This window comes from Winogradskyella algicola (assembly GCF_005869935.1).
GTDB lineage: Bacteria > Bacteroidota > Bacteroidia > Flavobacteriales > Flavobacteriaceae > Winogradskyella > Winogradskyella algicola.
The window spans coordinates 1-15,810 of sequence record NZ_SZQF01000003.1 but is presented as its reverse complement, the minus strand read 5'-3'; the positions used below and the strand labels follow the sequence as shown (position 1 = coordinate 15,810).

Genomic DNA, 15,810 nt, shown 5'->3' with positions numbered 1-15,810 from the left:
TGTCTTGTAGTGAGGGTTTGTTATTTTGTGGTTTGATGAGATGTTGAATTACTGAAGCAAGTTCAGGATGACATCCATGACTTCTTAAGCTTCAGCCATTGTTGACAAGTTTTGTTTATATATACTGCTGACAGCGGTTTCCGACTGTACTTTGACAAGCTCAGCATGACATGTCGGAATTTGGTTTGGCGGTCTCTGTAGGTATTGGTTTTGTTTGGTCTTCGACAGGCTCAGACTGACAGTTGCTTTAATAGTTCTCGATACACTGCAACGCAAACGTTGCAACACTCGAACTGACGGTTAGTTGCCCAATTGACGATCTGGTTGGCGACGCTGATCGTATTTTAAATCTTTTAATAGGTTGGATTTAATACCTATAAAGAAATTCCACGATTGGTTTCTACCAAATGGTACCCAAGAGAAGTTCATTCTCCAGCTTAATAAATCGCGTTCAAAACGTAACTGTGTAAAAGTAAACCCTTGGTTTAGAAAATCATAACCAGAGGATGCGCCAATAGACCAACGCGGTGAAAGTTCTACATCGCCAGAAAACATTAATGAGTGGGAGGAGATTTCGTTTTGTCGCCTAGTATTGTTGTAGTTGGCGACATAAGATAATCTTAAACTCCAGGGCATTTTATAGTTGTAGAACTCATTGTTTTTTTCTTCGTCGTCTTTGCTTTTGTCCTTTTTACGATCGCCTAGACGTTGGTCTGCAAAATCTTGCGATACCCCAAAAAGGTCATCGGCTCTTGCATTGGCAGTAGCGCTATTGCGATCTGCCTCTTCGTCTCTTTCTTCTTCTTCATCCTTACCAGAAAAACTATCGTTATTTAAACTGTAGCTAACGTTTAAGTTAGCAGATGTCATACGGAATAAACTTCCGCCATTGTTAACGTTAAATTTATCGATAACGTTATTATTGCTGTCTAAGGCATATGGATTTAGCGTCATACCGAAGTTAATATTCATCTTCTTATTAAGAATCTGGGTTCCACCAGTAACGCGCAATGGACTCCAGTTTAGTGAGTCTGCCGCTAAATCATAAGAGGTTGCCAAGTTAAGGTTGTTTAATAAAAAGATCTTCTTTGGTTCGGTTTCGGTGGAGTCTTTAGAACGTATTTTGGCTTCAAAATTATTACCAACAGCAAGTCCAAGACTGCTAGAGTAGCGATTACCTGGTCTACCGAAAAGTGAATTTTCAAAACGTGTGTATTCTATCTGATCGCTCGTTGTTCCATCTGCCGCAATAACATCGTAAGTTTCGTAATACTGATCAAAAGCTGGTGAAACATTGTAGCTAATGGAAGGACGCATTACGTGCCTAATGGCTTGTATTTTAGGGTTTTTGCCTTTCTTCTGAAAGTTATACATACCATATAAAGTGGTACCGATACTAGCACCAAAATTATAGGTTAAAAAGCGATCAAAACCGTTAACTTTTATAGCTTCAGAGCTTTCGCCTTCAAAAATATTATTTCGTTTTACGGTATTAAACGTCCAGTTTTCATCAAAATTAGCACTGACACTAGCGCTAAAATGATTAAAAACTTTAAAGTTAGTGGTCACGGGAATAGAGTGGCGCATCCCGGCAAGGGCATCCTCAAACATTTCACTTTTACCAAATAATGAGTCAGTAGTCTGTATACGGTATTCGCCTCTAGTGTTCACTTGAAAGTTAATATTCTGAATCGCACCTTTTTTGGCACCAGATTTTGGAGCAAAAGGAAACACTCTGGTCATGGAGGCTTGCATGGTTGGCAATGTTAAATTAATGGCCTCTGTATTTGTATTTTGATTGTGTGTAGCTGTTAAACTCAGATTAACTTGTGGCTCACCTTGAAAGGTTTTAGAATACGATACCGAAGAGGCCAAGGTATTAGTAAGCGTATTGGCTAAATTGGCCTGATTAATAGACTGTGAAAAGAACTGACTACTACCTAGGTTAACCGATGCTGAGAATCTAGAATTTGGATTAGCCTTAGCGTCCTGACTATGTGACCATCTTATGTTGTAAATTGTACTTTGCCTAAAATCTGGGAAACCACGTTCGCTATTAAGTAAGTTTTCATATCTAAAGCCAAAGTTTCCTCTAAACTTGTAGCGTACAGCATAGTTGCTCTGTAACCTAATACCATAACTACCATTGGTGTAATAGTCTCCAAGGACTGCCAAATCTAGATAATCGTTGATGGCAAAGTAGTAACCTCCATTTTGTAAAAAATAACCTCTGTCGTTACCAGTATCTTCTCCAAACGACGGAAAGATAATACCAGACGTTTGTTTTTTGGACATTGGAAAGAAAGCAAAAGGTAAAGCAATTGGTGTTGGCACATCGTAGATATACATTTGGCTCATACCAGTTACAATCTTTTTGTTAGGTACAATTTTTGCCTTACTCATCTTAATATAATACTCAGGATCTTCTAGGTTTTCTGAAGTCGTAAACTTTCCTTGTGATATAAAATATACCGAATCGTTTTCTCTTTTTGTACGCTCAGCTATGACGGTTCCGCCACTTTGTTCGGTTACGGAATTAAAAATTAAAGCCTTTCTGGAGTCGGTATTAAAAATAATAGAATCTGGTTCAATAACATTAGCACCTTGTGTAAAAACAGGTTTTTGAGAGTATCCTGTTGAGTCTTTTAATCTGCCAGCATATACCAGATTTTTATTGTAATCAATAACTATAACACCAGCCGTGATTTCCATATCTTCATATTGAACCATAGCCTCGTTAAATAGGCGTATTTGCTGCTTTTTTTGATTTACAGCGACATAATCCCTAGCCTTATAAGTTACTATATCTTTTAAAAAGCCTTCCTTTTTTACAGAGTCACTATCTGTAGAGTCAACTACTTTGGTATTCAAAGGCGGATTTAATAAAGAATCAGCAGAAATTTCAACCCTGTCTTTAGCAACAACAGTAGTGTCGTTTTTTTGCTCGGATGGAATGCCTTCGTTCTTTTTTGGTAATTCCTGAGCCAAGCTAAAAGTGTTGATAAACACTGTAAAACTCAAGGTAAAAAGTATGTGTAAGCTATTTGTACGCAATCCTTTTAGATGTATTTTTGTAAAAGTATGGCTCGGTTTTTGAAACGCCAAAAGTACAGATATTTTTTTGTGATTATCTTATTAAATTTCTAAAGTTTAAAAATAGGATATTACTAAAAATACTGCGTAATAATTCGAGTTTATAAACCGTTAGATTAAATATGCAAACGACGCGAAAATATATAATAGTATTCTTACTACTTACTTTTATCACTTCTTTAACATGCTTTGCACCTTTGCACGCGCAAGATGACAAGTTTATTGTGGTGTTAGATGCTGGTCATGGTGGTCACGATTCTGGTAACTTAGGCAATGGTTACAAAGAAAAAAACATAGCGCTTAATGTTACATTAGAAGTTGGTAAGGAGTTAGAAAAGAATAAAGACATCAAAGTCATTTACACACGTAAAACCGATGTGTTTGTTGAGCTGCACGAACGTGCGAATATTGCAAACAAAGCAGATGCAGATTTGTTTGTATCTATACACTGTAACGCACACAGCTCCCAAGCCTTTGGGACTGAAACCTTTGTTTTGGGTGAAAAGAATACCGGTAGAAACTTTGAGGTTGCCAAGCGTGAGAATGAGGTCATCTTCTTAGAGGATAATTACGAACAACATTATGAAGGTTTTGACCCAAGTTCGCCAGAATCTACTATTGCTATTGGTATAGAGCAAGAAGTGTATGTAGAGCAGAGTATTGTTTTAGCTCGAAAGATTGAAGATCATTTTATAAACAATGCTAAGCGAAAAAGTAGGGGACTAAAACAAGCAAGTCTTTTGGTAATACGAAATACATATATGCCAAGTGTTTTGGTAGAAGTTGGTTTTTTGACTAACAACAAAGAAGGAGCTTATTTAAATACTAAATCTGGTCAGTCTAAGATGGCAATAGCTATTAAAGATGCTATCTTATCTTACAAGAAAGAAATAGATCAGAATGTTGGTAGCAGTATTCTAGGTACCGAGAAGCTAGACACAGAGACCGTTGAAACTCTGGAGAGTTTACCTTTGGTATACGAAGATATTACCTTTAAAGTACAGATAGCTGCGAGTTCTAAAGATTTAGAACCAAAATCCTATAATTTTAAAGGTTTAACCGATATAAGTAAGGTTAAAGTAGGCAAGCTTTATAAATATTTTTACGGAAGTACTTCAGATTATAACAAAGTAAAACAACTACAGGAAGACGCAAAGTCCAAAGGCTATACAACCAGCTTTGTGGTTGCTTACAAGGATGGTGAACAAATTAGCTTGGATGAGGCTTTAAAATCTGCCACTAATTAGAATTATTATTAATAATTTTATTCCTAATTTTGTTTTCAATCAAATCTAAGCCCATTGAAAATTTCAAGAGAAGCTAAAACTGCAGTATTAGTATTGTCTGGTATTGCACTTTTCATTTATCTGTTTTCGTATTTAAAAGGAGACGATATTTTCTCCAATACAAATACTTATTACACCGAGTTTGATTATAATGCCTTAAGTCCTTCGTCTTCCGTTACTGTAAGAGGTAATAAGGTTGGTAAGATAGAAGAGATTAAATATGATTTTGAAACAGGTAAAACCAGAGTATCCTTTTCTGTAAATCCTAAGCTAAAGTTTTCTAAAAGTAGTATTATTAGACTTTATGAAACTGGTCTAATGGGTGGTAATGCGCTTGCTATTGTAAACTCAAATGAAGGTGAGCTCGCAAAACCCGGTGATTATATAGCGTCAGAAGTACAACCAGGATTAATAACATCGTTGAAAAGTAATTTTTCAGGTATCAGTTCAGATTTAGATAGCACTATTCGTTCGGCGGATACCTTAATGACAAATCTTAATAGGTTGGTAGTAGATGAATCTGAAGCAGGATTAAAAAGTACGATTGAAGAATTAAACGCGACGCTTAAATCTTTTAAATCCTTATCGTATTCTGTACAAGGAGTTATCAAGGCAAACGATGCTAAGATTGACTCTATTTTAGATAACTTCAATAGTACTAGCGAAAACTTATCAAAATTATCAGACGATATTAAAGACATAGAGTTGGCAAAAACCGTCACAAAATTTGATGAGTCTTTAACATCAATAAATACGTTGTTGGCAAGTGTGAATAGCAGCGATGGCACACTTGGCAAACTACTCAATGATGATGCGCTATACAATAACCTTGAAGCTGCATCTAAAGAAATGGAAGCGTTGTTGCTCGATATAAAATTACATCCTGCACGATACAGAAGAATTTTGTCTAAGAAAGAAATTCCGTATCAGCCACCAACCGAAGACCAAAAGAATTAATTTTTTATGGAATATATACCAAATATACTTTTTGCTGTTATCCTTGCTTTGGGTATTGGCTATTTTGCAAGAAATATTAAGAAGCTCATTCGTAATATAAAACTTGGTAGAGAAGTAGATGCTAGTGATCATAAGCGTGAACGTTGGAGCAATATGGCCAGAATTGCACTTGGCCAGAGTAAAATGGTAAAACGGCCAATTGCTGGTTTTCTACACGTTGTAGTTTATGTTGGTTTCATAATTATAAACATTGAAGTTTTAGAAATTATTATCGATGGCCTTTTTGGTACTCATCGTATAGGACTTAAAGTTTTGCCAGAATCTGTCTATGGCTTTTTAATAGGTAGTTTCGAAATTTTAGCGGTCTTAGTACTCGTTGCCGTGTTTGCTTTTTGGATGCGTCGTAATGTTATCAATATCAAACGCTTTAAAAGTTTAAAAGGTTGGCCAAAGAATGATGGTAATATCATTTTGTATTTCGAAGTGGTGCTTATGTGTTTATTCTTGGTAATGAATGCAACAGATACAATGTTTCAGAATTTAGGTCATGGCAATGTTATTTCACAATTTATAGCACCTTGGTTTGGGGATAATCCAGACACTTTACATATCATAGAGCGCACAGCATGGTGGCTACACATTGTGGGTATACTGATTTTCTTAAACTATCTGTATTTCTCTAAGCATTTACATATTCTTTTAGCATTTCCGAATACTTATTACGGTAGTGTAGCGCCAAAAGGGAAGTTTAACAATCTAGAATCAGTGACTAACGAGGTAAAATTAATGATGGATCCAAACGCAGACCCGTTTGCCGCGGCACCAGAAGGAGCAGAAGAAGAGGAACCAGCGAAGTTCGGTGCTAGTGATGTTATGGATTTAAACCAAATTCAACTACTCAACGCTTACACATGCACAGAGTGTGGTCGTTGTACAGCGGCTTGTCCTGCTAACCTAACAGGCAAGAAATTGTCTCCGCGTAAGATTATGATGGATACTAGAGATCGTCTAGAAGAAGTAGGAAAAAATATAGATGCCAATGGTGGAGAATTTAAAGACGATGGCAAACAATTATTAGGAGATTATATTACCAATGAAGAACTTTGGGCATGTACTACGTGTAATGCTTGTGTAGAAGAGTGTCCGGTAAGCATTAATCCGTTATCCATTATCTTGGATATGCGTCGTTATTTGGTAATGGAGCAGAGTGCAGCACCTATGGAATTGAATAACATGATGACCAATATAGAAAATAATGGTGCACCTTGGCCATACAACCAGATGGACCGTTTGAATTGGGCTAAAGAAGACTAGAACGTTGATGCGTTTAAGCGTTTAATTTGCTTTTGATTCAATTTATAAACAATTAAACGATTCAACTCATAAAAAATAAACATCTAAGAGATGAGCGAAGAACTAAAAGTGCCAACAATGGCAGAATTTATGGCAGAAGGTAAACAACCCGAAATCTTGTTTTGGGTAGGATCTGCTGGTAGTTACGATGATAGAGCGAAAAAAATATCAAAGGCTTTTGTTAAAATTTTAAACAAGGCCAATGTAGAATTTGCTGTATTGGGCGAAGAGGAAAGTAATACAGGTGATGTTGCTAAGCGTGCTGGTAATGAGTTTTTGTTTCAGATGCAAGCGATGATGAACATTGAAATTCTTAATGCTTATGAGGTGAAGCGTATAGTCACTTGCGATCCACATTCTTATAACTGTATAAAAAACGAATATCCAAGTCTTGGTGGTAATTACGATGTGGTACACCATACCCAATTTATAAAAGAATTAATAAGTTCTGGTCGTTTAACTATAGAAGGCAATACTTATAAAGGAAAGCGTATTACATTTCACGATCCATGCTACTTAGGTCGTGCCAATAGCGAGTATAACGCACCAAGAGATGTTCTTAAAAAAACCAATGCTAATCTGGTTGAGATGAAACGTCACAAATCTACAGCTTTATGTTGTGGTGCAGGTGGTGCCCAAATGTTTAAAGAGCCCGAAAAAGGGAATATGGATATCAATGTTCTTAGAACGGAAGACGCTTTAGAAACCAAGCCAGATATTATTGCTACAGGTTGCCCATACTGTAATACTATGATGACTGATGGTGTAAAGGCCAAAGAAAAAGAAAATGAAATTTCGGTATTAGATATCGCTGAGTTGATTGCCAATTCTTAGGTTTTGACAAACAATAATAATAAGTTATTTAGAAAAAGTATAATTTTTGGTATCATAAGCGGATTAATAATAGCAACTATAAATCTTGGAATAGATTATTATAAAGGCTCTTCTTTAATTTCAGTAAATTTATTCGTTTTTGATTTCATAATACACTCTATAATCATGGGATTTGTATATAGATTAATTACATTTAAAGGATAATTCTTAACAGAATATGATATACCTATGAAAAAAGTTACACTTTTAATATTAGTTGTACTCTTTGGATCAAGTGCTTTAGCTCAAAAAAAGTCAAAAGAAGAGGTTGCAGAGCTGATGGCAGAGGACACTTGCGAGTGTATTTCTAAAAAGAAATTTGATAAATCTGACGATACCGAAGAAAAGGAAATGGCTTTGGGACTTTGCTTATTTGATAGCTTTAATAAACACAAATCAAAATCTAGATATTACAGTAAAAAAACCTTAAATGATATCGAAGAAATAGGTGAAGATGTTGGTTTTATAATGGCAACTACTTGTGCGGATGACTTTTTATCCATTTTTTCTTCAGAAGAATTAGTAGAAATTGTAGGTGACGATGAAGATGAAGTTGGTCTGGATGCATCCACGGATTCTGTGTTAACGATAGAGGTAGAGTTGGTGACAATGAATAACGACGCTATTTCTTATTTTGAAGCTAAAGACGATTTTGATAAAACACACATTTTTTTAATTACTGAAGAATTTGAAGGCTATGAGCTGCTTAAAAAATCTAACTTCGGTAAATCTTATACCGTAACGTTTAAGGAAGTAGAGTTGTTTGATTTAAGTGAAAAGCAATACATCACAAAAAAAGTAATTACGAAGCTAGAAGAACTTTAGTATGCTAGTAGATTTTGATAAATTACCAGAAGAATCACGTGTTTGGATTTACCAAGCTAACAGAAGTTTTTCTGAAGAAGAAATAAAAGCGTTAACCTCTAAACTCGAAACATTTATTGAAGCATGGACGGCACATGGTAAAGATTTACAAGCCGGCTTTAAGATTGTTTACAAGCGCTTTATTGTTATTGCTTTAAATCAAAACCTTAATGTGGCTACAGGTTGCTCAATTGATGCTTCTGTACATTTTATTCAACAGTTAGAAAAAGACTATAATGTCGATTTAATGGATAAGATGAATGTGTCCTTTAAACAAGGAGAATTCATTGCCTACAAACCATTAATGGACTTCAAAAAAATGGCTAAAAACAATTCTGTATCCAAAAATACCATTGTTTTTAATAACCTAGTCACTAATATCGCAGAGTTTAAAGACAATTGGGAGGTACCAGCAAGTGAAAGTTGGCACAGTCGGTTTATTAAATAAATCTTCAGATTGAAGAATTCTTAATAAAATCACCTAAAAATTACAGCATTTGCATTACCAATGATTTTCATTTTTAAGAAAGAATGTTCATTTTTACACTAACTTATTTAGGAACTTAAATTCTCTAATTCGTTATTCTAAATTCGTAAATCGTCAATAGAACGTGGGCACAGATATTTTCTTATTAAATATTTCAGGACAAGATAAACCAGGCTTAACATCGTCTTTAACCAGTGTTTTGGCAGCCTATGATGCTAAGATTTTAGATATTGGTCAGGCTAATATCCACGATACCTTGTCATTAGGTATGATGTTCGAAATAAAAACCGGAAAAAAATCTGCAGCAGTCCTAAAAGACTTATTATTTAAGGCTTATGAATTAGGTATTACAGCAAAATTTACACCTATATCCTTAGAGAATTACGAGCACTGGGTAAGTATGCAAGGTAAGGATCGGTATATCGTTACCATTTTAGGCGATAAACTAAAAGCAGAACAGATTTCTGAGGTCACCAAAGTTATATCAGAAAAGAATCTGAACATAGATTCCATAAAGCGATTAACAGGTCGTACATCTTTAGTAAAAGAAGAAGAGTACCCTAGAGCATCTATTCAACTTTCAATTCGAGGAAAATTGAATGATAAATCCGAGTTTACATCTAGATTTATGGAAATATCGCATGCGTTGGATGTTGATATTGCTTTTCAGGAAGACAGCATGTTTAGACGTAACCGTCGTTTGGTGTGTTTTGATATGGATTCAACCTTAATTCAAACCGAAGTTATAGATGAATTGGCAGAACGCGCTGGAGTTGGTGATGAGGTAAAGGCCATTACAGAGTCTGCAATGCAAGGGGAAATAGATTTTCAGGAGAGTTTCAAAAAACGTATGAAGCTTCTAGAAGGACTCAGTGAATCTGTTTTAAAGGATGTTGCAGAAAATTTACCAATTACCAAAGGTGCAAAACGACTTATAGATACGCTTCATTATTACGGTTATAAAACTGCAATTCTATCTGGCGGATTTACTTATTTTGGGCACTACCTTCAAGAAAAATTAGACATAGACTTTGTGTATGCTAATGCTTTAGAAATCAAAGATGGTGTACTTACAGGTGGTTATGTTGGTGATATTGTTGATGGTCATAAAAAAGCCGAGTATCTTCAATTATTAGCGGATAATATGGGTATTGATATAGAGCAGACTATTGCTGTAGGAGACGGTGCAAATGACTTACAAATGCTCAATTTAGCAGGTTTAGGTATTGCGTTTCATGCTAAGCCAAAAGTTAAGGATAATGCCCAGAACTCTATTTCTAGTATTGGTTTGGATGGTGTGCTATATTTATTGGGTTATCACGACCGTCATATAGATTTGGTGTAACTATGTATAACTGTTAATTATACGGTTTATAAAACTATCCTAAAGTCTTTTTACTTCTTATTAAATATGCTATTTTGGCATAGTATTCGTTATTAAAATTACAAACGAGAAAAGATTGATGTATGCGATATTTGTCCCTTATTCTAATAGCTTTTTGTGTTCAGATTAGTATTGCCCAAGAAGCAACTCCTAATCCATTATTAACCAAAGATACAGCGCAACAACAAAAATGGGTAGATAGTATTTACAATGCTATGACCTTAAAAGAGCGTGTAGGTCAGCTTTTTATGGTTCAGGTGTTTTCAAAAAATAATGAGAAGGTTAATAATAAAATTGTCGATTTAATAAAAGACGAACACATTGGAGGTGTTATTTATTCAAATGGTGGACCATACCGTCAAGCCAAATTAAATAACCTTTTGCAAGCAACATCTAAAGTACCTTTGTTGGTGGGTATGGATGCAGAATGGGGTTTGAGTATGCGCTTAGACTCTACGTATGCGTTTCCGTGGAATATGACGCTAGGTGCTATTAAAGATGATAGTTTGGTAGAACAAACCGGAAGACAAATCGGTGAGCATTGCAAACGTTTGGGTGTGCACTTTAATTTTGCACCAGTAGTGGATATCAATACCAATCCTAAAAATCCAATCATTGGTAATCGTTCATTTGGTGAAGACAGAGATAATGTTACAGCCAAAGGATTAGCATTTATGAATGGTATGCAAAGTGCTGGAGTTTTGGCAAATGCCAAGCATTTCCCAGGTCATGGTGATACCGAAGATGATTCCCATAAAACCTTACCAACGGTTTCCTTTAGTGAAAAACGAATAGATTCTGTAGAACTATATCCTTATAGAAAGCTCATAAGCGAGGGTTTGTCTAGCGTTATGGTTGCGCACCTTAATGTCCCAAGTTTAGAAAAAAGACGAGGTTTTCCATCGTCCTTATCAAAACATATTGTTACAGATATTCTTAAAGGTGAATTAGGTTTTAAAGGTTTAATCTTTACAGATGCCTTAACCATGAAAGGTGCTGCAGATTATGTAGAAAAAAACGTTGATGGTATTACAACTAGTGTATTTTCAAAAGGTGGCGAAATTGATTTAATGGCATTTTTAGCAGGAAATGACGTCTTGCTAATGTCTGAAGACCCTGAGAAAGGCATCGAAAGGATTATGGAAGCTTACGAGGATAAGAAAATAAGTGAAGAGCGATTGTCGCACTCTGTTAAGAAGATTCTGATGGCAAAGTACAAGGTTGGTTTGCATAATTACTCACCAGTGGGTCTGTACGGTCTAGGTAAGGACTTAAATAGACTTGAAGACGACGTACTTTACGAAACCCTTATGGAGAATGCTATTACTGTGGTGAAAAATAAAGATGATGTACTGCCACTTAGAGACCTGCAAACCAAAAATATAGCTTATGTAGAATTAGGAGACGCAAGTGGATCAGCCTTTTACAACGAATTAAAAAAATACACTAAAGTACATCACATAAAAGGAGAAAAGTTAGACGAAATTATGACCAAACTACAGAATTATAATACTGTGGTAGTTGGTTTTCATAAATCTAATGACAACCCTTGGAAAGCTTATGAATTCTCACAAAAAGAGTTAGCATGGCTATACGAAATTGCTAGAAGCACTACTGTAATTCTAGATGTTTTTGCCAGACCTTATGCATTAAACGATTTACGCTCAGTGGAAAACATTGAAGCCATTGTAATGAGTTATCAGAATAGTACTATAGCTCAACAAAAATCGGCTCAGCTTATTTTTGGCGGAATAGGTGCAAAAGGCAAGTTACCTGTAAGTAATGGTGAGTTCTTCCCTGTAGGTACAGGCTTAACTTATAATGCACTATCTAATCTTAGTTACGGTTTACCAGAGCGTGTTGGTATGGATTCTAAGCTTTTAAGCAGAATAGACTCTGTAGCCAATCATGCTGTTAACAATAGAATGACGCCTGGTATTCAACTTTTGGTAGCTAGACGTGGAAAAGTTATTTATAACAAGAATTTTGGTTATCACACCTACTCAAAAAAGAACAAGGTAGACTTTGATGATATTTATGACGTAGCATCTTTAACAAAAATTATTGCGACGCTTCCTGTACTTATGGAATTAGAGCAACAAGGTTCCGTATCATTAGATTCAAAGCTAGGAGATTTACTACCAGCGTATAAAAAGTCTAATAAAAAGAACATTACCTTAAAACGAATGTTATCGCATTATGCGCAGTTAAAACCTTGGATTCCTTTCTATTATGCAACTCTAGATACTGTTACAAAGAAACCAGATCCTAAATATTATAGAACAAAACGCTCTAAGGATTTTAATATAGAGGTTACCAACACACTTTTTATGCGCAACGATTACAAGGACTCTATACAAGAAATTATAAAGGAGAGTGATTTACTTTCAAGATTGCGTTATCGCTATAGCGATTTGCCATATTACATCCTTAAAAATTATCTGGAAGGCTTTTATGATAAATCTTTACACGAAATAACTCAAGACCGTTTCTACAAGTCTTTAGGTGCAAATTATACCACATACAACCCAAGAAAAACATTTAGTCTAAAAGACATTGTACCAACTGAAGTGGATAGCTATTATAGGTATAAAAAGGTTCATGGTTATGTACACGACATGGGAGCCGCTATGCAAGGAGGCATTGGTGGCCATGCTGGTGTTTTTAGTAATGCCAATGATGTGGCAAAGATTATGCAGATGTACTTACAAAAAGGATTTTATGGTGGTAAACGTTACTTTAAATCCGAAACTATAGATAAGTTTAACACCTGTTATTATTGCGAAAGTGACAACAGGAGAGGTATAGGTTTCGATAAACCACAATTAGGAGAAGAAGGCCCTACTTGCGGTTGTATATCAATGACTAGTTTTGGACACTCTGGTTTTACGGGTACTTATGCATGGGCAGATCCTGAAGAAGAAATCGTTTACGTGTTTTTAGCCAATAGAACTTATCCAGAGGCTGGCAAGAATTTATTGCTTAGGGAGAACATCAGAACCGAAATTCAGCGACTCATTTATGAAGCGATCATAGATTAGGGCTATACGTTAAAAAGTGCTAAAAGTTACTTTGTACCAATTCAAATCTGCTAACTTTAACACGTATTATAAATTTGTAAGGATTTAAAAAGGTCCAAGACTTTATACATATCAATTTTAATCGTTCAAAAGTTTTAGATGAAACATCCATGATTAATCATAGATTGTACAGCAAATATGATAATAGGATGTTCCATGTGCCCATTAAAAAAATGTCTGCTATAAAGCAGGCAATAAATATTAACACATGAAAATAGGAATTGTTTGTTACCCAACATTTGGTGGTAGTGGTGTAGTAGCTACAGAATTAGGTTTAGAACTCTCTAAACGCGGTCACGAAATTCACTTTATAACCTATAGTCAACCAGTACGTTTAGAGTTGTTGAGCAATAATGTTCATTTTCACGAAGTCCATGTTCCTGAATACCCTTTATTTCACTATCAACCTTATGAGTTGGCATTGTCTAGTAAGTTGGTAGATATGGTGCAACTTTATGGTATAGAGTTGTTGCATGTGCATTATGCAATTCCACATGCTTATGCAGCCTATATGGCTCAGCAAATGCTTTTAGCAAAGGGAATTCATATTCCTATCGTTACCACACTTCATGGCACAGATATCACACTAGTTGGTAGTCATCCGTTTTATAAACCCGCGGTAACCTTTAGTATTAACAAATCTGATGCCGTTACTTCGGTTTCAGAAAGTTTAAAGAAGGACACCATGCGTCTTTTTGATATTAAAAAAGATATTTATGTAGTGCCAAACTTTATAGACTTAGATAAGCATCTCAATAATTTTACGGATTGTCAACGCGCTATGATGGCAGAAGATGAAGAGTTTATCATTACGCATATTAGTAATATGCGCGAAGTAAAGCAAATACCAGATGTAATTAAGGTTTTTTATAATATTCAGAAAGCGTTACCAGCTAAGTTAATGATGGTTGGTGAAGGCCCAGAAAAAGAAACCGCTGAAATATTGGCTGAAGAATTGGGTATTAGTGATAAGGTTATTTTCTTCGGAAACAGTAACGAAATAGACCGTATCCTATGCTTTAGTGACTTGTTTTTACTACCATCGCAAACTGAAAGTTTTGGTCTGGCAGCTTTAGAGGCTATGGCAAGTGGAGTACCGGTAATATCGACTAATACAGGTGGATTACCAGAAGTAAATATCGATGGATATTCTGGTTATTTAAGTGATGTTAATGCTGTAGCAGATATGTCGGCCAACGCCATTAAAATACTTAAAAATTCAGAGACGTTAAAGACGTTTAAAGCTAATGCCAAAGCACAATCTAAGAAGTTTGATATTCACGCTATTGTGCCACAATACGAAGCCATCTACGAAGAAACCTTAGATAAGATTTTGGTTACTAAATAGAAAGGTGAGATTCTGAAACGACTTATCAATGACAAATTAGATAAGTATGCATTATTAATTAGACCAAACCGCGTAACGTTCTCTACGCAACTCTAAAGTGATTGCTTTCTCGGCTACTAAAGCATCTTTTCGTGTTAAAAAGGGATCTATATGATTATAAAGACTTGGCCTAAGATACAAGCCATATTTTTCTACAATATTAGACGATAGTTTGTGTCCTTTTTTGTTTCTATAACCTGTTTTGTGTTGTTCAAAACGTTCCTTAGGGCTTTTACTTGTCATACCAACATACAAACACTCTAATACACCATTGTACTGCGGATTAGCATTTCTAAACTTGGCATTTTCTGTAAATACACGCTTAGAAAGTTCTACAACATAAATACGATATAGCGTTTTTGGCATGTTTTTAAAATGGAAAATTTAAGGTTGACGAAGAATTTTTTCCATTTTTCTACCTTTTGCTAATTCATCTACGAGTTTGTCTAAATACCTGCATTGTTGCGTGGTAGTATTGGTTATATCTTCAACTCTATAACCGCAAATAACACCTTTTATGAGATGTGCATTTTCATTAAGGTTGGCATTCTCAAAAAAGTCTTTAAAATTAGCTTTTTGCTCAATGAGTTCATTGAGTTTGTTTTCATTGTAGCCGGTAAGCCATTCAATGACTTCGTGGAGTTCTTCCTTGGTTCTGCCTTTCTTTTCTACTTTGGTCACGTAATGTGGGTATACAGATGCAAAACTCATATTAGCGATACGTTCGTCGTGGTGGCTGGTGTCAGATTTACTCATTTTATATTTTTTTGTGAAAAAAGGTAGTTTTTAGGTAGTTGCGCTTATCGATTTTGTGTATGGCTCGTTGCGGAAAATCAGCTATGATTTTCCGCCGTAACCTAAAGATAGCAAATTGCAATGAATTCCGATTAGGAATTCAGCCGCAATGAGCTATACATGTCTTAAGTTTACAATCCATTATATTTAGAAGATTAACCAGAAAGCACAAAAGAGAGGATTAAGATTAGTATACACGGTGAAGCTGTAACTTCGACAACAATGATAATCCCCTCTCTTTTCTACTTAGA

Annotated in this window: 12 protein-coding genes; 9 read left to right on the top strand and 3 right to left on the bottom strand. The window is 35.4% G+C overall.

Annotated elements, in window-relative coordinates; translation table 11 throughout:
- Positions 1-300 precede the first annotated feature (300 nt).
- On the bottom strand, positions 301-3,105 hold the full coding sequence (locus FC091_RS06135) for a putative LPS assembly protein LptD (RefSeq protein WP_138433405.1): 2,805 nt from the start codon (positions 3,103-3,105) through the stop codon (positions 301-303).
- Positions 3,106-3,215: 110 nt separating this feature from the next.
- Here FC091_RS06135 and FC091_RS06130 point away from each other — a divergent pair, with 110 nt between their 5' ends.
- The 9 genes from FC091_RS06130 to bshA all read left to right on the top strand — a co-directional run bounded on the left by FC091_RS06130 (position 3,216) and on the right by bshA (position 14,725).
- The gene (locus FC091_RS06130) at positions 3,216-4,340 is read left to right on the top strand and encodes an N-acetylmuramoyl-L-alanine amidase family protein (protein WP_138433404.1); all 1,125 of its coding nucleotides are present in this window, start codon (positions 3,216-3,218) and stop codon (positions 4,338-4,340) included.
- Between the two features lie 54 nt (positions 4,341-4,394).
- Positions 4,395-5,336, top strand: a complete 942-nt coding sequence (locus tag FC091_RS06125) for an MlaD family protein (protein ID WP_138433403.1) — start codon at positions 4,395-4,397, stop codon at positions 5,334-5,336.
- A gap of 6 nt (positions 5,337-5,342) precedes the next feature.
- Positions 5,343-6,650 (top strand): (Fe-S)-binding protein, encoded by a 1,308-nt coding sequence (locus FC091_RS06120; RefSeq protein ID WP_138433402.1) that lies wholly within the window; start codon positions 5,343-5,345, stop codon positions 6,648-6,650.
- Positions 6,651-6,740: 90 nt separating this feature from the next.
- On the top strand, positions 6,741-7,523 hold the full coding sequence (locus FC091_RS06115) for a (Fe-S)-binding protein (protein WP_138433401.1): 783 nt from the start codon (positions 6,741-6,743) through the stop codon (positions 7,521-7,523).
- A gap of 228 nt (positions 7,524-7,751) precedes the next feature.
- A complete protein-coding gene (locus FC091_RS06110; RefSeq protein ID WP_138433400.1) occupies positions 7,752-8,387 on the top strand; it encodes a hypothetical protein in 636 nt (211 codons plus the stop codon).
- Between the two features lies 1 nt (position 8,388).
- A complete protein-coding gene (locus FC091_RS06105) occupies positions 8,389-8,874 on the top strand; it encodes an ABC transporter ATPase (RefSeq protein ID WP_138433399.1) in 486 nt (161 codons plus the stop codon).
- A gap of 163 nt (positions 8,875-9,037) precedes the next feature.
- Entirely contained in the window at positions 9,038-10,258 is a 1,221-nt protein-coding gene (gene serB / locus FC091_RS06100) for a phosphoserine phosphatase SerB (RefSeq protein WP_138433398.1), read from the top strand.
- 122 nt (positions 10,259-10,380) lie between these two features.
- Positions 10,381-13,338 (top strand): glycoside hydrolase family 3 N-terminal domain-containing protein, encoded by a 2,958-nt coding sequence (locus tag FC091_RS06095; protein ID WP_138433397.1) that lies wholly within the window; start codon positions 10,381-10,383, stop codon positions 13,336-13,338.
- Positions 13,339-13,585: 247 nt separating this feature from the next.
- Positions 13,586-14,725 (top strand): N-acetyl-alpha-D-glucosaminyl L-malate synthase BshA, encoded by a 1,140-nt coding sequence (gene bshA / locus FC091_RS06090; protein WP_138433396.1) that lies wholly within the window; start codon positions 13,586-13,588, stop codon positions 14,723-14,725.
- A gap of 54 nt (positions 14,726-14,779) precedes the next feature.
- Here the strand turns inward: bshA and FC091_RS06085 are convergent, their stop codons facing one another.
- Both FC091_RS06085 and FC091_RS06080 read right to left on the bottom strand, forming a co-directional pair.
- Positions 14,780-15,130 (bottom strand): ribose-5-phosphate isomerase, encoded by a 351-nt coding sequence (locus FC091_RS06085; protein WP_138433395.1) that lies wholly within the window; start codon positions 15,128-15,130, stop codon positions 14,780-14,782.
- Between the two features lie 18 nt (positions 15,131-15,148).
- Positions 15,149-15,520 carry a DUF2200 domain-containing protein gene (locus FC091_RS06080; protein ID WP_138433394.1) on the bottom strand — a complete coding sequence of 124 codons (372 nt, stop codon included), beginning with the start codon at positions 15,518-15,520 and terminating at the stop codon, positions 15,149-15,151.
- Positions 15,521-15,810 lie beyond the last annotated feature (290 nt).

Bases quoted from the DNA above. Each gene is read 5' to 3' on its own strand.
- FC091_RS06115 (WP_138433401.1), top strand. From the start codon at position 6,741: ATGAGCGAAGAACTAAAAGTGCCAACAATGGCAGAATTTATGGCAGAA.
- FC091_RS06095 (WP_138433397.1), top strand. From the start codon at position 10,381: ATGCGATATTTGTCCCTTATTCTAATAGCTTTTTGTGTTCAGATTAGT.
- FC091_RS06085 (WP_138433395.1), bottom strand. From the start codon at position 15,130: ATGCCAAAAACGCTATATCGTATTTATGTTGTAGAACTTTCTAAGCGT.
- FC091_RS06130 (WP_138433404.1), top strand. From the start codon at position 3,216: ATGCAAACGACGCGAAAATATATAATAGTATTCTTACTACTTACTTTT.
- FC091_RS06110 (WP_138433400.1), top strand. From the start codon at position 7,752: ATGAAAAAAGTTACACTTTTAATATTAGTTGTACTCTTTGGATCAAGT.
- FC091_RS06105 (WP_138433399.1), top strand. From the start codon at position 8,389: ATGCTAGTAGATTTTGATAAATTACCAGAAGAATCACGTGTTTGGATT.
- FC091_RS06080 (WP_138433394.1), bottom strand. From the start codon at position 15,520: ATGAGTAAATCTGACACCAGCCACCACGACGAACGTATCGCTAATATG.
- bshA (WP_138433396.1), top strand. From the start codon at position 13,586: ATGAAAATAGGAATTGTTTGTTACCCAACATTTGGTGGTAGTGGTGTA.
- FC091_RS06120 (WP_138433402.1), top strand. From the start codon at position 5,343: ATGGAATATATACCAAATATACTTTTTGCTGTTATCCTTGCTTTGGGT.